The organism is Paracoccus aminovorans (genome assembly GCF_900005615.1).
In the GTDB taxonomy this organism is placed as follows: Bacteria; Pseudomonadota; Alphaproteobacteria; order Rhodobacterales; family Rhodobacteraceae; genus Paracoccus; species Paracoccus aminovorans.
In genome coordinates, this window is sequence record NZ_LN832562.1 from 317,209 (window position 1) to 335,788 (window position 18,580).

Annotated in this window: 17 protein-coding genes and 1 pseudogene; 8 read left to right on the plus strand and 10 right to left on the minus strand. The window is 69.0% G+C overall.

What is annotated here, in order from left to right:
• Nucleotides 1–5 precede the first annotated feature (5 nt).
• Nucleotides 6–623: a glutathione S-transferase family protein gene (locus tag JCM7685_RS17550; RefSeq protein ID WP_074967565.1), complete on the minus strand. Its 618-nt coding sequence runs from the start codon at nucleotides 621–623 to the stop codon at nucleotides 6–8.
• Between the two features lie 552 nt (nucleotides 624–1,175).
• Complete coding sequence (gene trpA, locus JCM7685_RS17555) at nucleotides 1,176–1,973, minus strand: tryptophan synthase subunit alpha (RefSeq protein WP_074967564.1); 798 nt, start codon at nucleotides 1,971–1,973, stop codon at nucleotides 1,176–1,178.
• A 126-nt stretch (nucleotides 1,974–2,099) separates the two neighbouring features.
• On the opposite strand from trpA, the gene ychF reads away from it, so the two are divergent.
• The 6 genes and pseudogenes from ychF (at nucleotide 2,100) to JCM7685_RS20580 (ending at nucleotide 7,928) form a co-directional block, all read left to right on the plus strand.
• Nucleotides 2,100–3,197, plus strand: a complete 1,098-nt coding sequence (gene ychF / locus JCM7685_RS17560) for a redox-regulated ATPase YchF (RefSeq protein WP_074967563.1) — start codon at nucleotides 2,100–2,102, stop codon at nucleotides 3,195–3,197.
• Nucleotides 3,191–3,328: pseudogene (locus JCM7685_RS20430) on the plus strand (IS5/IS1182 family transposase); the annotation flags it as partial. The gene ychF and the pseudogene JCM7685_RS20430, both read left to right, overlap by 7 nt.
• A 576-nt stretch (nucleotides 3,329–3,904) precedes the next feature.
• A complete protein-coding gene (locus JCM7685_RS17565) occupies nucleotides 3,905–4,105 on the plus strand; it encodes a hypothetical protein (protein ID WP_074967561.1) in 201 nt (66 codons plus the stop codon).
• Between the two features lie 248 nt (nucleotides 4,106–4,353).
• Nucleotides 4,354–5,706, plus strand: a complete 1,353-nt coding sequence (locus JCM7685_RS17570) for an 8-oxoguanine deaminase (RefSeq protein ID WP_074967559.1) — start codon at nucleotides 4,354–4,356, stop codon at nucleotides 5,704–5,706.
• Nucleotides 5,707–5,746: 40 nt separating this feature from the next.
• Nucleotides 5,747–7,114 (plus strand): uracil-xanthine permease family protein, encoded by a 1,368-nt coding sequence (locus JCM7685_RS17575; protein ID WP_074967557.1) that lies wholly within the window; start codon nucleotides 5,747–5,749, stop codon nucleotides 7,112–7,114.
• A gap of 688 nt (nucleotides 7,115–7,802) precedes the next feature.
• Nucleotides 7,803–7,928 carry a hypothetical protein gene (locus tag JCM7685_RS20580; protein ID WP_269458841.1) on the plus strand — a complete coding sequence of 42 codons (126 nt, stop codon included), beginning with the start codon at nucleotides 7,803–7,805 and terminating at the stop codon, nucleotides 7,926–7,928.
• Between the two features lie 24 nt (nucleotides 7,929–7,952).
• On the opposite strand, the gene JCM7685_RS19935 is transcribed toward JCM7685_RS20580, so the two are convergent.
• Together JCM7685_RS19935 and JCM7685_RS17580 are read right to left on the minus strand one after the other, a co-directional pair.
• A complete protein-coding gene (locus tag JCM7685_RS19935; RefSeq protein WP_170848920.1) occupies nucleotides 7,953–8,126 on the minus strand; it encodes a hypothetical protein in 174 nt (57 codons plus the stop codon).
• A gap of 215 nt (nucleotides 8,127–8,341) precedes the next feature.
• The gene (locus JCM7685_RS17580; RefSeq protein ID WP_083412699.1) at nucleotides 8,342–8,893 is read right to left on the minus strand and encodes a CAP domain-containing protein; all 552 of its coding nucleotides are present in this window, start codon (nucleotides 8,891–8,893) and stop codon (nucleotides 8,342–8,344) included.
• Between the two features lie 487 nt (nucleotides 8,894–9,380).
• On the opposite strand from JCM7685_RS17580, the gene ku reads away from it, so the two are divergent.
• On the plus strand, nucleotides 9,381–10,187 hold the full coding sequence (ku, locus tag JCM7685_RS17585) for a non-homologous end joining protein Ku (protein WP_074967555.1): 807 nt from the start codon (nucleotides 9,381–9,383) through the stop codon (nucleotides 10,185–10,187).
• Here the strand turns inward: ku and ligD are convergent.
• Nucleotides 10,184–12,733 carry a DNA ligase D gene (gene ligD / locus JCM7685_RS17590; protein ID WP_074967553.1) on the minus strand — a complete coding sequence of 850 codons (2,550 nt, stop codon included), beginning with the start codon at nucleotides 12,731–12,733 and terminating at the stop codon, nucleotides 10,184–10,186. The genes ku and ligD overlap by 4 nt on opposite strands.
• A 547-nt stretch (nucleotides 12,734–13,280) precedes the next feature.
• Here ligD and JCM7685_RS19940 point away from each other — a divergent pair.
• A complete protein-coding gene (locus JCM7685_RS19940) occupies nucleotides 13,281–13,544 on the plus strand; it encodes a hypothetical protein (protein ID WP_170848919.1) in 264 nt (87 codons plus the stop codon).
• Nucleotides 13,545–13,635: 91 nt separating this feature from the next.
• Here JCM7685_RS19940 and JCM7685_RS17595 read toward each other — a convergent pair whose 3' ends face one another.
• The 5 genes from JCM7685_RS17595 to JCM7685_RS17615 all read right to left on the minus strand — a co-directional run bounded on the left by JCM7685_RS17595 (nucleotide 13,636) and on the right by JCM7685_RS17615 (nucleotide 18,508).
• Entirely contained in the window at nucleotides 13,636–14,619 is a 984-nt protein-coding gene (locus JCM7685_RS17595) for a zinc-dependent alcohol dehydrogenase family protein (RefSeq protein ID WP_074967551.1), read from the minus strand.
• A 117-nt stretch (nucleotides 14,620–14,736) separates the two neighbouring features.
• Complete coding sequence (locus JCM7685_RS17600; protein ID WP_074967548.1) at nucleotides 14,737–15,510, minus strand: heme ABC transporter ATP-binding protein; 774 nt, start codon at nucleotides 15,508–15,510, stop codon at nucleotides 14,737–14,739.
• Complete coding sequence (locus JCM7685_RS17605; RefSeq protein WP_074967546.1) at nucleotides 15,507–16,577, minus strand: FecCD family ABC transporter permease; 1,071 nt, start codon at nucleotides 16,575–16,577, stop codon at nucleotides 15,507–15,509. Before JCM7685_RS17605 ends, JCM7685_RS17600 begins: the two co-directional genes overlap by 4 nt.
• Nucleotides 16,578–17,471: a heme/hemin ABC transporter substrate-binding protein gene (locus JCM7685_RS17610; RefSeq protein ID WP_074967544.1), complete on the minus strand. Its 894-nt coding sequence runs from the start codon at nucleotides 17,469–17,471 to the stop codon at nucleotides 16,578–16,580.
• Nucleotides 17,468–18,508, minus strand: coding sequence for a hemin-degrading factor (locus JCM7685_RS17615; protein WP_074967663.1), 1,041 nt, complete (start codon nucleotides 18,506–18,508; stop codon nucleotides 17,468–17,470). The genes JCM7685_RS17610 and JCM7685_RS17615 overlap by 4 nt, the downstream gene beginning before the upstream one ends.
• Between the last annotated feature and the right edge of the window lie 72 nt (nucleotides 18,509–18,580).

Genomic DNA, 18,580 nt, shown 5'->3' on the forward strand with positions numbered 1-18,580 from the left:
TCTCCTTATTCGCCCGCCTCGCGGGCCAGGACGTTTTGCACGGCGGGGTCCGCCATGAGACGATCATGCAGCGACTGGACATGGGGCCAGCCGGCGATGCCCTCGGGCAGCAGCTTCTCTGCCCAGCGGATCATCGGCAGGGCATAGGCATCGATGATCGAGCGGCGGTCCAGGATCCATTCGCGCCCGGCCAGGTGGTCGTCGAGCAGCTTCAGCTTGCGGCGCACCAGCTTGCGGCCGGCCTCTTGCACCTCCTCCTGCGCGGACGCGTCCTGGCCGACGGTATAGCGCGCGGGCATGAACAGGGGAAAGAAGGCGGGATGCATGTCGCCGGTGAAGAAGCTGGACCAGCGGTCCAGTTCCGCCTCGGCGCGCAGGCCGCTGCCGCCGGCCAGACCGGCCTCGGGGTGCTTTCTCGCCAGATAGCGCAGGATCGCGCCGCATTGGGTCAGGATCCAGCCGTCATCCTCGATCAGCGCCGGCACCGCGCCCGAGGGGTTCGCGGCCAGAAGCTCTTTCGAGCCGAAGGCGACATTCTCGGCCTCATAGGGCGCGCCGATCCATTCCAGCACGACATGCGGCGCCAGCGAGCAGGCGCCGGTGTGGTAAAGCAGTTTGGCCATGGGTTCCTCCGTCGGTGATGCGCTGAAGATAGCGGCGCGGCGCGTTTCTCCAAGCACTTGCGGCGGGAACGCTGCGTTCGGTGCGGTCGAACGGGTCGGACAGGGGAGGCCGGATAGCGGCCCTCGTCCCGGGATCTTTGGGACATTCGGAAGCGGTGCGTCGAGGGCACATCGGCACGAACGGCAGCATCGGGTCGTCTGGCGCCGTCGCAAGCGGGACGGGCAGAGGCTGCGTGAAAGCTCAGAATCCGCGAAGCCGCCGGGAATCGTTTCCTTACGCGCCGCCGATGGCAGCCCCCGATTGGAATCTTCTCGGGCAGGTTTGCTGTTAGCAGGCTACGGAAAAGGTCCCCCCGACGCGGCAGAATGGACAGAAAACGGGAAATGCGCCACGAAACACCCGCAAATGCCCTGCTTTCCAGCCCGTCATGTCGGGCGCAGAACGATTTCCGTCCCGACGCCCCTCTCGGAGCTCATTTTCAGCGGCCAGTTAGAAGATGCAGCGTCCCGAGGCGCTTGCGCCCCAATCGCGTTCCCTCATGCCCCCGGCCTTCAGGCCCGATGCGCGCCCGCCGCCAGCGAGGCGACGAAATCCAGCACCTCCGCCACCGGCCGCCCCTCGCCGACCAGCTTGACGATGGCCGAGCCGACGACGCAGCCATCGGCCACGCCCGCCACCGCCTGCGCCGCCTCGGGGGTCGAGATGCCGAAACCCACCACCACCGGCAGGCCGGCGCTGGCACGGATGCGGGCGACCTCGGGCGCGACCTCGGCCGCGTTCGCCGCCGGCCCGCCGGTGATGCCGGTGACCGAGACGTAATAGACGAAGCCGCTGGTGTTCCTGACCACCGCGGGCAGGCGGCGGTCGTCGGTGGTCGGCGTCGCCAGCCGGATGAAGTTCAGCCCGGCCTCGCGCGCCGGCAGACACAGTTCGGCGTCCTCTTCCGGCGGCAGGTCTACGACGATCAGCCCGTCCACGCCGGCCTCGACCGCCTCGGCGATAAAGCGGTCCACCCCGCCCGCGCGGGCGTAAATGGGATTGTAATAGCCCATCAGCACGATGGGGGTCGTCGCGTCCTCCTGGCGGAAGGCGCGCACCATGTCCAGCACGCGGGTCACGCTGCCGCCCGCCGCCAGCGCGCGCTGGCCGGCCGCCTGGATGGTCGGGCCGTCGGCCATCGGGTCGGTGAAGGGCATGCCCAGCTCGATGATGTCCACGCCCGCGCCGGGCAGGCCGCGCATGATCGCCAGCGAGGTGTCGAAATCCGGGTCGCAGCCCATCATATAGGCGACGAAGGCCTTGCCGCCGGTTTCGGCCAGCCGCGCGAAAGTGTCGTCGATTCTGCTCATGCGCCCGTTCCCTCTTGTTCCGCCAAGCCCTAGCCCGCGCCCGGGACAAGATCAACGCCCCGCCACTGGACTCGGGCGCCCCCGCCCCATAATAAGCGCGGAAATCCGGGACAAAGGGGTGCAGTCATGGGCTTTCGCATGGGGATCGTTGGCCTGCCGAACGTGGGCAAATCGACGCTGTTCAACGCGCTGACGAAAACCGCCGCCGCCCAGGCCGCGAACTTTCCCTTCTGCACCATCGAGCCGAACGTGGGCGAGGTCGCCGTGCCCGACCCGCGGCTGGATACGCTGGCCGAGATCGCCGGTTCGAAGCAGATCATCCCGACCCGCATCACCTTCGTCGACATCGCCGGCCTGGTGAAGGGCGCCAGCAAAGGCGAGGGGCTGGGCAACCAGTTCCTGGCCAATATCCGCGAAGTGGACGCCATCGCCCATGTCCTGCGCTGCTTCGAGGACGGCGACGTCACCCATGTCGAGGGCCGCGTCGATCCCATCGCCGATGCCGAGACCATCGAGACCGAGCTGATGATCGCCGACCTGGAATCGGTCGAGCGCCGGCTGGCGAACATCGCCCGCAAGCTGAAGGGCGGCGACAAGGACGCCGTCGCGCAGGAGAAGCTGTTGAAGGCCGCGCAGGCGGCGCTGGAATCCGGCAAGCCCGCCCGCACCGTCGCCGTGGCGGAGGAGGACCGGAAGGCCTGGGACATGCTGCAGCTCTTGACCGCCAAGCCGGTGCTGTTCGTCTGCAACGTCGAAGAGGACAAGGCCGCGACCGGCAACAGCCAGTCCGAGCGCGTGGCAGAAATGGCCCGCGCGCAGGGCGCCGGCCATGTGGTGATCTCGGCCAAGATCGAGGAAGAGATCAGCCAGCTGCCCGCCGAAGAGGCGACCATGTTCCTCGAAGAGATGGGCCTGCACGAGGCCGGGCTGGACCGGCTGATCCGCGAGGGCTACAAGCTCTTGGGCCTCGACACCTATTTCACCGTCGGCCCCAAGGAGGCCCGTGCCTGGACCATCCACAAGGGCACGCTGGCCCCGGCGGCGGCGGGCGTGATCCATGGCGATTTCGAGCGCGGCTTCATCCGCGCCGAGACCGTCGCCTATGACGATTACGTCACCTACCGGGGCGAGGCCGGCGCGCGCGAGGCCGGCAAGTTCCGCGTCGAGGGCAAGTCCTACGAGGTCAAGGACGGCGACGTGCTGCATTTCCTGTTCAACGCCTGATCGGCCGGCGGCATCCTATCTGCGACAGCCAGGGCGGGCCGCTCGACCTGTTTGTCACCGCCGGGCAGGCCAGGACGCGGGCGCTGTCCGGCAACCTGCCGGATGTCGGACGGCTGCTCGGGGACCGCGGCGGCTTCGGCGCGATTGCCTGACCGTACCCGTCTTCCAGAGGAAGGTGGTTCCCTCGACCCAGATGCGGTGCATCAGAACGGCCATCCGGCGCGCAGCCGATGCTGATAGGAGCGCCCAAGCTCCGATATAGTCCGAGGTCTGGCCCGCCGACGGAAGATCCGAATCGGGCGACCCTTCGGGTCAGCTTGACGCATCGTCGTGGTTTCCGACCCGCCCCGCAGTGGCGGTGCGTTACCCCGTTGACAGGTTGCTTAAATGAGTCCCCGCTACGAGCCATCCTAGTCCGGATAGCGGGAAACTTGCCGCGAAACGGCAGGAAACTCCCGATTTTCGAGCCGGTTCTCGTCAGATCCAGAACCTTCCCGACCCCTCTCTCGGAGTACTTTTTCGGAAGCCTGTCAACGCCATGGCTTCGCCGTGAAATTCCTGGTGGGGAATTCAACAATGGCGCCCTCCGGGTTTGCCGCCTGCAAGCACGGCAAGGCTTGGCGTGGCTGCGACCCACGGCAGGGTAACGTGATTGAACCAACGGCATCGTTGCGCGTTCCGCAGGTATAAAAGAAGCAGGGAACGACATGGCAGAGATTCCTAACGAACTCATCGGGCAGCTCCAGGCAGCGCTTTCGGCCTTGGCCGAGGCGCCGAAAGACGTCAGCGACCCCATCAGCGAGCATGTCGGCCGCGAGGCGTCGATGGCGCTCGATGACCTGTTGGCGGCCAGCTATCAGATCGTCGAGGCGGCCGATCCGTTGCTCGACATCCTGCCGGCAGCCTGACTTTCGGATCGCCGTCGCTTCGGACGCCGGCCCGCCGCGCATCTGAACTGGCAAGCCGGCGCCGGGTTTCAAAACCGCTTGACAGGCGGGCGGTCGCCCCGGCAAGGTCGGGGGGGTCGCGGCGGTCTGCTGCGACGTTCATACCCGCTCAACCCAGGTTGATGACGATCCGGAGTTCGCGCCTCCTGGTACAGGGATCATAGCGACGCCGGCCTCTGGCCGGTTCACCTATGGGAACTGGAGGGGGCATGACAGCCGATCTTCTTATTCACGATGCTTATATCTATGTCGATCGCGGCTGGGAAATCCCGTCGGGATGGGTGGCGATCACCGGCAACCGCGTGACCGCCCTCGGCGACAGCGGCACCGAACCGGCGGCGAAGCGCCGCATCTCGGCCCACGGCAGGCTGGTCACGCCGGGCCTGATCAACTGCCACCATCACATGTACCAGAACCTGACCCGCTCCTATGCGCCGGTGACGAACGGCACCCTGTTCGAGTGGCTGACCGGGCTCTATCCGCTCTGGGCGGAACTGGACGCGGATTCGGTCTATCTGTCGACCTATGTCGCCATGGCCGAGCTGCTGCTGGGGGGCTGCACCACCTCGATGGACCACATGTATGTCCATCCCAAGCCCTTCCTGATCGACGCCCAGTTCAAGGCCGCGAACGAGATCGGCTATCGCTTCTATGCCACCCGCGGCTCGATGACGCGCTCGGTCGAGGATGGCGGGCTGCCGCCGGCTTCGGTGGTGCAGAAGGAAGACGTCATCCTGGAGGATTCGGTCCGGCTGGTCGAGACGTTCCACGACGCCGCTCCAGGGGCGATGAACCGCGTGGCCCTGGCGCCCTGTTCGCTGTTCTCGGTGACCGAGCGGATCATGTCGGAATCGGCGCGGCTGGCCGAGAAATACGACCTGCGCCTGCACACCCACCTGGCCGAGGACCCGCAGGAAGACACCTATTGCCAGGAGGTCTATGGCTGCACCCCGGTCGAATATTTCGAACGCGTCGGCTGGGCCACGCCGCGCTCCTGGGTCGCGCATTTCATCTATCCCAAGCAGGACGAGATCAAGCGGCTAGCCCATGCCGGGGTATGCACCGCGCAATGCCCCTGCTCGAACATGCTGATCGGCGGCGGGTCGGCGGACCTGATGGGCCTGCGGGCGCTGGGGATGCCTGTGGGGCTGGGCTGCGACGGCTCGGCCTCGACCGACAGCGCCTCGCTGTGGCTCGAAGCGCGCACGGCGCTGCTGCTTGGCCGCTACAAGAACGGGCCGCATTCGATGTCGGCCCGCGACGCGCTGGACGCCGCGACGCGCGGCGGCGCCGCCTGCCTGGGCTGGGAGGACGAGATCGGGCACCTGAGGCCCGGGGCCTGCGCCGACCTGGTGATCTGGCAGATGTCGGATGTCGCGCTGGCCGGCGCTCTGACCGACCCGGTCGAGGCGCTGCTGCGCTGCGGTCCGGCCACCGCCGGCACCACCATCGTGAACGGCGTGCCGCTGGTCGAGAACGGCCTGCCGAACCTGCCCGGCCTGAACGACGTGCTGCGCGAGCACATGCAGCAGGCGCGGCGGATCCAGCGCCTGAACCCGTAACCCGGCAACGCCTTCGAACCGGTCAGGGGGAGGAACCATCATGGCCATGGAACGTCATATCGACGCAGGACAGGACAACGCGGGGGACGTCGGCAGCGTCGAGGAGCTCATCCCCCTTCCGAAACGGGTCGTTCTGGGCGCCCAGCAGGCGCTGGTCTCGAACGCCTGGCTGGACCCGATCTTCATCGCCTCGGTGACGGGCTTCTCGGCCGGGCTGGCCACCAATCTGGTCTCGGCGACCTTCCTGGCGGCCGGGATCGTGACCTTCGTGCAAAGCACGAAACTGGTCCGGCTGCCCATCGTGCAGGGGCCGTCCTCGGCCTTCTCGCCGCTCGCCATCGGCTATTACAAGGCGGGCACCATCGCCTCGGCGGGCCTTGGGCTGTTCATCGGCGCGGCGCTGGTGTTTCTGGCGGCGATCAGCGGCCAGTTCGCCAGGATCCGCACGGTGCTGTCGAAATCCGTCCCGGGCGCCATCATCACCCTGGTCGGCATTTCGCTGACCGGCTTCGCCTTCATGGAGTTCTTCGGCGGCCCGGGCAGCCCGGATTTCGGCACCGGCCACAGCCTGCTGATCGCGTCGCTGACCATGGGCGCGGTGGTGGTCTGCTCGGGTCTCGGGGGGCGGTTTCGGACCTTCGGCTTCCTGATCGGGCTGGTCGTCGGCAATGTCGCGGCGGCCGTGGCGGGGCTGCTCGACTATGGCGGGGTTGGCGCCGCGCCGTGGCTGGCCCTGCCGAAGCTGCTGCCCTATGGCGCCTGGAGCTTCGACCTGGGAATCACCCTGACCATGGTCATCGTCTTTTTTGTCGCCGTCGTCGAGGCGGTCGGGATGTACGAGGCCACCGCGCTCTTGACCCGTACGCCGCTGACCGACCGGCGCATCAACATGGGCATTGCGGGCGAGGCCGGCGGATCGATGCTGTCGGCGCTGATGGGGGCCTTCGGCACCACGGCCTATGCGCAGAACCTGGGCGTGGTGAAGCTGACTGGCGTCGCCAGCCGGCATGTGGTGCGGGTGACCGGGATCATCTTCATCCTTCTGGCCTTCATTCCCAAGGTCGGCGCCATCCTGGTCGCAACTCCTGCCCCGGTCATCGGCGGGCTGTTCATCCCGGCGGCGGCGACGGTTATCATGGCCGGCATCCAGATGGCGGGGATTGAGCGTCATAGCCCGGCCCGGAACCTGGTGGCGCCGCTGGGCATCATGGCGGGCCTCGGCGTGCCGCCGCTGGCCGATGCGCTGGCCCCGTCCCTGCATCCGGTCCTGGCAGAGATGGCGCATCATTCCATCGTCGTCGGCTCGGTAGTCGCCATCCTGGCCGAGCTGGTGCTGGTGCAGCTGCCCAGGGCTCTGGGAGCGACGGCCGACGAGCGCGGAGAACAGGCGCAGGGCGGAAAGGACTGACGGCGTTGCAGCGCCGGCGACCCAAGGGGCCGGGCATCCGGCCGGCGCCGCGCAGCCTCGACAGCGGGGTTTGGCGATAACTCGGTCGCGGGTTCGTCGGGGAAGGTGCCGAGGACGAGCCCGCTGCGCGCCGATGGCGAGCCGTCGTTTCGCCGATGAACCACTCGCAGGCACCGTGCGCGCGGTCGATGCTGAGCGGGTACAGGGAGGTAAAATTCGTCTTTGCCACGGGGGAAAGCCGGCTCTTTCGCAAGCAGGTCTTTGCGGAGCGCCGCTGGCACGGTTTCCCGTCCGCGATCTCGCTGCAGGCGCCAGCCGCGACGATATCTTGTGATTGCAGCCGCGGGTGCGCGACTATTCCGGCGCTATGGCAATCTGCTCCGCCAGGACAACGCCGTCCGCGAGTTGCTGGGCAAGTCGGCGAAACTGACGGTCATCGCCGTATAGCAATGGGACAGTGCAGAGGAAGAGCTCCGCCAGTTGACCACCGAAGGGTCATAGAAGCACTCCCTTTATCACACCCTTTTTGGCCCCCAGCCCGACCACGCTTCCACTGGTCAAACGCAAAGACTACTCATAAAAATTGCCTATAAAATCGGCAAATGGCGGTCTTTCGCCGCCGCGCTTTTATTCATACGTTGATATGAAGGCATGTAGCGGCACTGCACGCAAGCAACAGGAGGTGAGGATGCCGCATCAGACATTTCTTGCATCGGCGATGGTCGCGAGCATCGTGACTGGGGCCACGTTCGCGACGGCATCGGTGATGGCGCTACAGGCAATGGGCATCTGGATCGGGACGGCGGACTTCTGACAGGACGGCCTTTCCCGCAGGAGATCAGTCAATAATCGCCGCGCCGGCGCAATCCTCCGACGTTACGGCCGTCCACACAGATGCGCGAGGCTTAAGGGCGGTGGCAAAGCCCGTTCTGTTGCACCGAAACTTGGTGACGCGGGCGCCGATGAAATCTGCGCCGGAAAGCGCCGCCTGCCGCCGCAGCAGCGCGACCATGGCTCGGCCATTGATGCCGGGCAAAAAGCCGGGGACAGATCCTGAGGCAGCGGCGACGCAGCCCGGCCGTTGCCGGCATCGGTTCCCACGCGGCGGAAACGGCCCAGATAGTCAGCGTTCCGGCGCGGCTGTTGTCGATTCCCAGGCGCGGGCTTCGCAGGGCAGCGCGTGCGCCGAAAGCGGCCCATGCCGGCCACGGGAGTTTCCTGCGGACTTCAGCCGCCGGGGGCGGCATAAATCGCCGACCAGAAGCGGGTCCGCCCATCCGCCGCCGTGGCCTCGCCCATGCCGAATTCGCGGACCTGGGGGATCAGCATATTGGCCCGGTGGCCACCCGAGCCGCTCCAGGCGCGCAGAGTCTGCTCGACGCCGTAGGGGCCGGCGGCGATGTTCTCGGCGGCGATCCGGGGGGCGTATCCCGCGGCCTTGATCCGTTGCGCCGGGCCACTGCTGCGGCTGCCGGCATGGGCCATCCGTCCGCTTCGGGCCATGTCGCAGGCATGCGCGGCAGCGGCGCTGGCCAGCAGGGCATTGGCGGCGACCGGGGGCAGTCCGGCCTGGCGGCGCGCGCGGTTGGTCGCGGTCAGGCCCGCTGCGGTCACCGCCGGGCTGGAGGCGCGGCATTCGACCTGCCCCGGTGCCGCGGCCTGCACCACTCCGCCCTTGGCCGGGCCCGCGGTGGTGCCGGTCGGTTCGGGCGCGCAGGCCGCTGGCAGGATGCAGGCCAGCAGCAAGGCGAAGGAAGCAATCGGGTTTTCTTGCAGCATCGTCCTTCTCCTGATCGGGTCGGGGACTGCCTGCAGCAAGGACGCAAAACCGACAGCAATCACCGGTGTCATGCACCGCATGATCATGCAAAAGGCGAGTCGCTATGGCTAGAAACCCGCTTGAAGAGATCAACTTCCGGAAGAGCGATCGGTTCCGCCTGGCATCAGGAACAAATGGCGGCGTTCGGCGGTTGACCCGGACCAGCCCTGATGCAGGAGGAACGAGCGATGGCCGATGCAAGCCGCAAGACATTCGGCGCAGGCCGGCAGGACCAGGACAGGGTCATGCGTCGGGCGGGCTGGCTCCGGAAGAGGGCGAGCGCATGACCGCGAATGCAGTGCTTTCGAACCGCGACGATACGTGGCATTCGCATCCGCGCGGGCTGGACACCCGGCAGCGTCAGGACAGTGCCCGCAACCGCATGGACGCGGCAAAGGCCGCGGACCTGCCTGGGCGCGGGCCCGCAGCCAGTCGCGGCTCACCCTGATGGCACCGCGTTCCTTCTGGAAAGGCTATCTGAAGCTGTCGCTGGTCACCTGCCCGGTGTCGATGATGCCGGCGACCGGCGAGGGCGAGAAGCTGCGCTTCCACACGCTGAACGCCCGGACCGGCCATCGCGTTCTCAGCCAGTATGTCGATGCCGCGACCGGCAAGCCGGTGGCCGAAGACGCCGCGGTCAAGGGTTATCCCCGCGGCGAGGACGACTATGTCCTGCTCGAGGATGACGAGATCGACGCGGTGGCGCTGGAAAGCACCCGCACCATCGACATCGACATGTTCGTGCCCGCCGATTCCATCGGCTGGATCTGGTACGACAAGCCGCATTACCTGGTGCCCGACGATCCCATCGGCGAAGAGGCCTTTTGCGTGATCCGCGACGCCATGGCTGCAACCGGAACCGTGGGCATCTCGCGGCTGGTGCTCTATCGCCGCGAGCGCGCGGTGATGCTGGAGCCGCGCGACAAGGGCATCGTGCTGTGGACCCTGCGCTATGGCGACGAGGTGCGGCCCGAGGCGGATTATTTCCAGGACATCGACGAAGGCAAGGTCGATGCCGGGCTGCTGAAGCTGGTAACCCGGCTGATCGACGAACGCAAGGCGCCCTGGGATCCGGCCATGGTCGCGGACCCGGTGCAGGACCGGCTGCTGGATATCATCGCCGCCAAGGCCAAGGGACGCAAACGTGCGGCGAAGCCCAAGGCGGATAAGCCCCCGGCGGCGGGCAATGTCGTCAACATCATGGATGCGCTGAAGAAAAGCATTGCCGCCGAAAGCAAGGGCAAGCGGCGCTAGGCTTTCTTCCGCCCGGTTTTCGGCGCCTTCAGCGGCACGGCGGCGGCGCGAAAGCCCTCCCAGGGGTCGGCGGCCAGCGTGGCCAGCCGGGTGGGCATGTTCTGGATGGTGAACCAGGCGGGGCCGATGCCCTCGTCCAGTTCCTCCCAGCGCAGCGGGGCCGAAACGGCGGCGCCAGGCCGGGCGCGGGTGGAATAGGCGGCGACCGCGGTGGCGCCGCGCTGGTTGCGCAGATAGTCGATCAGGATCTTGCCGCGGCGCTTGGCCTTGCTGATGGTCGATACATAGCGGTCCGGGTCGTCCGCCGCCATGGCATCGGCCATGGCCTTGGTGAAGGCCTTGACCGCCGGCCATTCCGCCTGCGGCCGCAGCGGCGCCACGACATGCAGCCCCTTGCCGCCCGAGGTCTTGACGAAGGCGGAAAGCCCGTGATCCTCGAACCGCCGGCGCAATTCGCGCGCCGCGGCGATGACCGCCGACCACTCCACCGCCTCGCCCGGGTCCAGGTCCATGGTGATCAGGTCCGGCCGTTCCCAATCGGCCAGGGTCGAGCCCCAGGGGTGGATCTCCAGCGTCGCGGATTGCACCAGCCCCATCAGCCCGTCCAGGTCCTCGATCGCGATCAGCGGCTCGCCCTGGGGATCCTTGGGGTCCTGCACCTGCACGACATGCGGGCTGATGCCCTTCCAGGCGTGCTTCTGGAAGAACTTCTCGCCCTCGATGCCGTTCGGGCAGCGCAGCAGGGCCAGCGGGCGGCCGGTGATCCAGGGGGAGATATGGCGCCAGACCTCGGCGTAATAATCGGCGAGCCCTTCCTTGGTGACGCCTTCGGCGGGCCAATAGATCCGGTCGGGATGGGTCAGCCGCACCCGGCGGCGCTGGGGGGCGGGGACCTTGGCGGCCGGCTTGGCGGTTTCGCGCACGATCTCCTCCGGTTGCTTGTCCTCGCGGATGCCGCGAAAGGCGGCGTGACGCAGGTGGCCGTCGGCGGTCCAGGCGCGGAACTCGACCTCGGCCACCAGTTCGGGGCGCACGAAACGGGCCTGCCGCGCCTCTTCGGCGGTCAGGGGCGCGGCGAACGGGCTTTCGGGGATGCGCAGCCGTTCCAGGCGGCGGAACAGGTCCTCGGCCACGGCGGCGGAAAAACCGGTGCCGACCCGGCCGACATGCTCCAGCCCGCCGTCCCCATAGACGCCCAGGATCAGCGAGCCGATGGCCCTGCGCGAGACCGAGGAGGGCACATAGCCCGCGACCACGAACTCCTGCCGGGCCGAGCATTTCGACTTGACCCAGGACTTGCCGCGCCCGGTCCGATAGGGGCCGTCGCGCAGTTTCGACACGATCCCCTCCAGGCTCAGCCGGCAGGCGTGGCGCAGCACCAGGGCGCCGCTTTCGTCGAAATGGCCGCTGTAGCGCAACGGCCCGCCCTCTGCGCCCAGCAACTGCGCCAGCAGCGCCTTGCGCTCGACCAGCGCCGCCCCGCGCAGGTCGTAGCCGTCCAGATAGAGCAGGTCGAAGGCGTAGAAGGCGAAGCGGTCGTCGCGCCCGGCGCTGAGATCGGCCTGCAGGGCCGAGAAATCCGAGGCGCCGGCGTCGGTCTCGACCACCAACTCGCCGTCGAGGATCGCGGACCCGACCGGCAGGTCGCGCAGCGCCTGCGGCACCGCCTTGCCGAAGCGCGCGGTCCAGTCCAGCCCGCTGCGGGTCAGCAGCTTGACCCGCCCGGCCTCGATGCGGGCCTGCAGGCGATAGCCGTCGAACTTGATCTCGTGCAGCCAGCGGTCGCCCTGCGGCGCGGCCGAGACCAGCGTGGCCAGCATCGGCGGGACGAAGCCCGGCATCGCCGCCTTGCGGGCGCCCTTGACCTGTGCCGGCTCGGGTGGGTCCGGGCTTGGGCGAGGATCGGGCGTCGGCTCGGGAGTCTTTGCAGCCCGGGCCGACGTCTTGCGGATACGCCCGGTCTTCGAGGACCAGCCCGGTGCCTCGCCGGCGACATCGGCGATCACCCGTCCGGTCTTGACCGATTCCGGCCGCTCTTCCAGGATGTCGGGCGCGTCCTCGCCGCGGGCGAAATCGTCTTCGCCCTTGATCAGCAGCCAGTTCTCGCGTTTTTCGCGCGGCTTGCCGCGCATGCGGACCAGATGCCAGCGCCCGCCCAGCTTTTCGCCGTGAAGGGTGAATTCCAGATGTCCCTTGGCATAGGCCTGATGCGGATCGCCCTCGGGCGTCCAAGTGCCGCGGTCCCAAAGAATAACGGTGCCGCCGCCGTATTCGCCTTTCGGGATGGTGCCCTCGAAATCGCCGTATTCCAGCGGGTGGTCCTCGACATGCACCGCCAGGCGCTTTTCGCCAGGGACCAGGCTGGGACCCTTGGCGACGGCCCAGCTTTTCAGCACGCCGTCCAGCTCCAGCCGAAAGTCGTAATGCAGTCGGGTGGCGGCATGTTTCTGGATCACGAAGGCATGGCCTGTCCTGCGCCGCCGTCCGCCGCGGGGCTCGGGCGTGGCCGAAAAATCCCGCTTCTCGCGATAGGTTTCAAGCGCCATGGCGGTGCGGGACGGCAAGGGTGGCGGTCATGTCCGGGCTCCTTCCAGACCGGCGCGCGACGGGCACGGGCCGCCGGGCCGGGGATTCGCCAAACCCGGCGGACGCCAGTTTTGTTCCCCGCCGGTCAGGAGAAGAGCCATCGAGGCGGCCGCCGCAGCTTTCGCCGGGTGGGACGAACCGGCGACGCGAGGGCCATCGCCCGGACAAACCGGCCGCCCAGAGCCCGAAGCCGCCAGCCCACGGCCGCGAAGGACCGCAGGCTTCCGGCCGTCTGGCGCGAGAGGGACATCGCCGGTCGAGTCGGCTTCGGGTCGGATGAACCGCTGCGGATCAGAAATGTTCCCGGCACCTATGCGGCGCCCGGCCGACAGGTCGGGATGCTGCGGCGGATGCGCTCAATGACGCTCGGGGCAGCGGCTGAGGGGCGTTTCTTGGAAAAAATCGAGAAATCTCATATAACCATCTGAAAAACAGAAACGGCGGCGGGAGAACCGCCGCCGTCTCCTGCATGGGCCGTCAGCGGTTGCCCTGATCGCGGTCCTGGCCTTGACCACCCTGGCCACCCTGACCGCCGCGCTGGTCCTGGCCAGGCTGCCCGCCTTGGCCGCCGCGCTGGTCCTGATCGCCACCTTGACCGCCCTGACCTTGGCCCGGTTTCTGGTCCTGGTTCTGCTGGTTCATCGTCTCCTCCTATCCTGCACCTCATTCGATGCCGCCCGTAACCGGGTCGAGGTCGAATTGTTCCAGCCCCGCGAAACATTCCGCCGCCGTCGGCCGCCCGACAGCCGCCGGCACGTTCCAGGGCGGTGAAAAGGCCCTGCCGCCAAGCCTTTGCCCACCATTGCGGCACGGCGACATCAGGCGCGATCACGCCAGCGCCTTTTGCGGTCGGTCCGGACGGTCAGGGCACCAGCACCGCGGCGCCGTCGAAACGGCCGGCGCGCAGGTCGGCGAGCGCCCGGTTCGCCTCGCGCAGCGGATAGGCGGTGGTGCGGGTGCGGATGCCGATGCGCGGGGCCAGCGTCAGGAAATCGACCCCGTCCTGCCGCGTCAGATTGGCGACCGAGACGATCTGGCGTTCCTCCCACAACAGGGCATAGGGAAAGCCGGGAATGTCGCTCATGTGGATGCCGGCGCAGATCACGCGGCCGCCCTTGCGCACCGCCCGCAGCGCCACGGGCACCAGTTCGCCCACCGGAGCGAAGATGATCGCCGCGTCCATCGGCTCGGGCGGCGGCCGGTCCGAACCGCCGGCCCAGTCGGCGCCCAGGCTGCGGGCGAAATCCTGCGACATGCGGTCGCCGGGCCGGGTGAAGGCATGGACCGAACGGCCTTGCCAGGCCGCCACCTGCGCGACGATATGGGCCGCGGCGCCGAAACCGTAAAGTCCCAGCCGCCGGCCCTGACCGGCCATGGTCAGCGCACGCCAGCCGATCAGCCCGGCACAGAGCAGCGGCGCCAGCGCCATGTCCGCGCCTTCCTCGCCCAGCGGAAAGGCGAAGCGGGCATCGGCGACGACCGCGGTGGCATAGCCGCCGTCGCTCGTGTAGCCGGTGAAGCCCGGCCGGTCGCAGAGGTTTTCCTGCCCGCCCAGGCAATAGGGGCAGGCGCCGCAGGTATGGCCCAGCCAGGGGATGCCGACCCGCTGCCCCAGCCGCAGCCCCTGGATGCCGGGGCCGAGCGCGTCGATGCGGCCGACGATCTCGTGGCCGGGGACGATCGGCACGCGCGGCTGCGGCAGTTCGCCGTCCACCACATGCAGGTCGGTGCGGCACACACCGCAGGCGGCGACGCGGACGCGGATCCGACCGGGACCGGGCAGCGGGTCGGGTCGTTCCGTCCAGACCAGGGGCGCGCCGATCTGTTCCAGGACCATCGCATGCATTCCGGCATCCTCCCCGCGCCCGCGCCCGTCACGTCCAATATGGCGAGCGCGGGTCGCGGTTGTAAATCCGGGCGCGGCCTTGGGTCGCAGGCCGGGCGCGCGCGGGTCCGGCGAGGGTCAGGCGGCGGCGTGGGGCAGCACCCAGATGCCGCTTTCGGGCACGGTGTTGACGCGCAGCCGGCAGCCATAGGCCAAGGACAGGTTGTCGTCGGTCAGCACCTCGGCCGGGCCGCCCTGGCACAGGACGCGGCCGGCGCTCATCAGCACCAGGCTCTGCGCGAAAAGCGCGGTCAGGTTCAGATCGTGCATGACCGCGACCACGCCGCCGCCGGCCCGAGCATAGCCCGCCGCCAGCCGCATCACCGTCAGCTGATGGGCGATGTCGAGGCTGCTGACCGGCTCGTCCAGCAGCAGCCAGCGTGGGCCGTCGCCATCGACCGGTTGCCAGACCTGCGCCAGCACCCGGGCCAGTTGCACCCGCTGCTGCTCGCCGCCCGACAGTTCCTGATACAGCCGGCCGGAAAAGCCGGGCAGGTCCACCGCCGCCAGCGCCGGCGGCACCACCGCCTCGGCCCGCTCGCCCCGGGCTTCCAGGCCGATGCGGACCACCTCGGCCACGGTGAAGGGAAAGGACAGCGCCGCGGATTGCGGCAGCACGCCCCGGCGCCGGGCCTGTTCCTGGGGCGGCATCGCGGCAAGGTCGCGCCCGCCCAGGGTGATCCTGCCCGCGCAGGCCAGTTCGCCCGTCAGGCAGCGCATCAGCGTGGTCTTGCCCGAGCCGTTCGGGCCGACGATGGCGGTGATCGCGCCCGCCCGCGCCCGGATCGAGACGCCGTGCAGCACCGGCTTGCGGCCCAGGCTGACCGAGATGTCGGTGGCGAGCAGGCTCACAGGTCCAGCACTCCGCGGTTGCGCAGCAGGATCCACAGGAAGAACGGCCCGCCCATGATGGCGGTGACGATGCCGATGGGCAGCTCCGCCGGCGCGACCACGGTGCGGCTGACCATGTCGGCGACCAGCAGCATCAGCGCCCCCAGAAGCGCCGCGTTCACCAGCAGGTGGCGGTGGTCCGGCCCGCTGGCCAGCCGCAGCAGATGCGGCACCACGATGCCGACGAAGCCGATCCCGCCCGAGACCGCGACCGCGGCGCCGGTGGCGCCGGCCACGGTCAGGATGGCCAGGTTCTTGACCCGCTGCACGCGGATGCCGACATGGCCGGCCGCCGCCTCCCCCAGCGCCAGCGCGTTCAGCCCGCGGGCGAGCCAGGGGGCGAAGACCAGCGCCGCCGCCATGATCGGCGCGCCGGCCAGCAGCTTGGGCCAGTTCGCCCCGGCCAGCGAGCCGAGGCCCCAGAAGGTCAGGTCGCGCAGCTGGGAATCCGAGGCGCGGAACACCAGCAGCCCGGAAAGCGCGCCCATGATCGCCCCCAGCGCGATCCCGGCCAGCAGCATGGTCGCGACCGAGGTGCGTCCGCGCCGCGTGGCGATGCGGTAAAGCATCAGCGTCGTGGCCCAGCCGCCGAAAAAGGCGGCGCAGGGCACCAGATACCAGCCGAACAGCCCCGCGATCCAGGCCGGCAGCACCCCGCCCAGCACGATCGCCGCGATCGCCGCCAGCGAGGCGCCGGCGCTGACGCCGACGATGCCCGGGTCGGCCAGCGGGTTGCGGAACAGCCCCTGCATCACCGCGCCCGAAACCGCCAGAGCGGCGCCGACGACGATGCCCATCAGCACCCGCGGCAACCGGATGTCCAGCAGCACCACCCGGTCCTGCACCGCCAGTTCCCGCCCCGCCGTCCAGTCCGAGACCGCCCGGGTCAGCGAGGTCCCCGAGGCGCCCCAGCCCAGCGACAGCAGCGCCACCGCCACCAGCAAGAGCGCCAGCGCCAGGCTCAGCCGGCGGGCGCGATGGCTGCGGTCGCCCTCGATCCGCAGGCGCGCGGGTGAGGCGGCCACCATTCAGCCCCCCGCGTAGATCAGGTCGTGCAGCTCTGCCGCCGCCTCGCCGGTGCGCGGGCCGAAGCCCAGAAGCTTCAGCCCGTCCATCATCACTAGCGCGCCATTGCGGCCGGCGGGGGTCTGCGCCAGCGCCGGAAAGGCCAGCGCCGCCCGTTTCGCATCGGCTTCGCTGCTGGCGCCGTTGGCGGCGGCATCCGCCTCGGGATCGCCGCGCTGCATCATCAGGATCACGTCGGGCGCGGCCTCGATCACCGCCTCGTCGGTCAGGGCCTTGTAGCCCTGGATCGACGGCATGGCGTTCTCGGCGCCTGCCAGTCGAATGATGCCGTCCGCCGCCGTGCCCGTGCCGCCGGCCGTGACCCGGCCGCCTTGCAGGAACAGCACGAAAAGCACCTTCTTCGGCGTGTCGACGGCGGCCGCTCGGTCCCCCACCGCCGCCAGGTCCGCGGCCAGCTTTTCGTGCAGGATGCGACCCTTTTCCGCCACCCCCAGCGCCTCGGCCACCTCGTCCACCTTCCGCAGCACGCCCTCGGCGTCGAAGCTGTCGTCCACGGCGACATAGGGCGCGCCCGTCGATTTCAGCACCGAGACCGCCTCGGGCGGACCGGCGCCGGGCTCGGCGATGATCAGGTCGGGCGACACCGACAGCACCCCTTCGGGCGACAGCGCGCGCAGGTAGCCGACATCGGTCAGGGCATTGGCCTCGGGCGGCCAGTTCGAGGTGGTGTCGCGCCCGATCAGCCGGTCCTGTTCCCCCAGAGCATAGACGATTTCCGTTACCGAGCCGCCCAGCGGCAGCACGCGCCGCGCCTCGGGCCAGGATTCGGCCCGGGCGCCCAGGGCCAGCGCCGCAAGGGCCAGGGCAGGGGCGAGGGCCAGGGCGCGGCGTCTCATTCCGCCGCCTCGGCCAGCACCGGCAGGCCCGCGACCAGCGCCGACCAGGCCGCGGCGTCGCCGCCCTTTTCCGGCCGCAGGCCGAAGCACTGGAAGATCAGCCCGCCCTCGGCATCGAAGGCCTCGACCGAAAGCGCCGGGCCGCGCTTGGTCGGCTTCTCGACCGCCCAGACCTCGGCGACGTGATCGCCGCGCAGGTGCAGGTTGAAGCGCGGGTCCATGACGTTCAGCCAGGGGCCAATGGGCTTGAGCACCTCGAACCGGCCCGAATGGATCTCGATGCAGCCCTGGTTGCCGACGAAGATCATCACGCCTGCGCCCTCGGCCTGCACCCGCTCGATCAGCGCCGGCACCGCCTCGACCGAGAGCGGCCGCACGAAGGGCGCCCCCACGATGCGATAGGCGCCCAGCCGGTTCATCTTCAGCCGCCGGATCAGGATGTTGAACTGATGCGTGTCGGTCATCCCCGACCATTCGCGGCGCAGCACATCGACCCGCTCGGGCGCGGATTTCGCCGGCTCCACCGGCTCGCGCGCGGCAAAGCTGCCGCTGTCGGACTGGTCCTCGACCGCCAGCGCGCGGACCAGCGCCTGCCAGGCCGCCAGGTCCGAGCCCTCGCGCAGGTGGATCTTGTGGATCGCGTCGCCCGCGGCGTCGAAGACCTGGACCGAGCGGCGGATGCCGGCATCGCCCGCCTTCTCGACGGCAAAGCCATGCACCCAATGGCGCGGGAACATGCGCAGGTCGATCTCGGGATCCACCGTCATCGCGGCATGGTCGCCGTCGTGGAAGTCGTTGTAGGTGCCGACCTTCTCGATCACGCAAGAGCGGTTGCGGGTCAGCGCCATCACCTCGCCCAGCGCCTGCACATGCGGGATCAGCCGGCCGGGCAGGGCGTCGATGCGGGTGGCGCCATGGCCGACCTGGGCCGCGACCAGGGCGGCCTCGGGCACGCCCAGCCGCTCGGCCAGGTCGTAGGGGCGGCCGCCGTCCTCGGCCAGCCGGCGGCGCAGGTCTTCGGGGGAATAGGGATTCATGGTCATGCCTTTTGCTGGGCTGCAAGGGCTCCGAACCGGATGGAGCAAGGAATCATTGACAGTTTTACTAAG

What these genes read in the sequence shown, in the direction of transcription:
- JCM7685_RS17595 (WP_074967551.1), bottom strand. Translation starts at nt 14,619, where the DNA reads ATGCATGCGATGGTCCTGGAACAGATCGGCGCGCCCCTGGTCTGGACG.
- JCM7685_RS17575 (WP_074967557.1), top strand. Translation starts at nt 5,747, where the DNA reads ATGGCCATGGAACGTCATATCGACGCAGGACAGGACAACGCGGGGGAC.
- trpA (WP_074967564.1), bottom strand. Translation starts at nt 1,973, where the DNA reads ATGAGCAGAATCGACGACACTTTCGCGCGGCTGGCCGAAACCGGCGGC.
- ku (WP_074967555.1), top strand. Translation starts at nt 9,381, where the DNA reads ATGGCACCGCGTTCCTTCTGGAAAGGCTATCTGAAGCTGTCGCTGGTC.
- ligD (WP_074967553.1), bottom strand. Translation starts at nt 12,733, where the DNA reads ATGGCGCTTGAAACCTATCGCGAGAAGCGGGATTTTTCGGCCACGCCC.
- JCM7685_RS17605 (WP_074967546.1), bottom strand. Translation starts at nt 16,577, where the DNA reads ATGGTGGCCGCCTCACCCGCGCGCCTGCGGATCGAGGGCGACCGCAGC.
- JCM7685_RS19935 (WP_170848920.1), bottom strand. Translation starts at nt 8,126, where the DNA reads ATGGTCGCGCTGCTGCGGCGGCAGGCGGCGCTTTCCGGCGCAGATTTC.
- ychF (WP_074967563.1), top strand. Translation starts at nt 2,100, where the DNA reads ATGGGCTTTCGCATGGGGATCGTTGGCCTGCCGAACGTGGGCAAATCG.
- JCM7685_RS17550 (WP_074967565.1), bottom strand. Translation starts at nt 623, where the DNA reads ATGGCCAAACTGCTTTACCACACCGGCGCCTGCTCGCTGGCGCCGCAT.
- JCM7685_RS17610 (WP_074967544.1), bottom strand. Translation starts at nt 17,471, where the DNA reads ATGAGACGCCGCGCCCTGGCCCTCGCCCCTGCCCTGGCCCTTGCGGCG.
- JCM7685_RS17570 (WP_074967559.1), top strand. Translation starts at nt 4,354, where the DNA reads ATGACAGCCGATCTTCTTATTCACGATGCTTATATCTATGTCGATCGC.
- JCM7685_RS17580 (WP_083412699.1), bottom strand. Translation starts at nt 8,893, where the DNA reads ATGCTGCAAGAAAACCCGATTGCTTCCTTCGCCTTGCTGCTGGCCTGC.
- JCM7685_RS17565 (WP_074967561.1), top strand. Translation starts at nt 3,905, where the DNA reads ATGGCAGAGATTCCTAACGAACTCATCGGGCAGCTCCAGGCAGCGCTT.
- JCM7685_RS17615 (WP_074967663.1), bottom strand. Translation starts at nt 18,508, where the DNA reads ATGAATCCCTATTCCCCCGAAGACCTGCGCCGCCGGCTGGCCGAGGAC.
- JCM7685_RS20580 (WP_269458841.1), top strand. Translation starts at nt 7,803, where the DNA reads ATGCCGCATCAGACATTTCTTGCATCGGCGATGGTCGCGAGCATCGTG.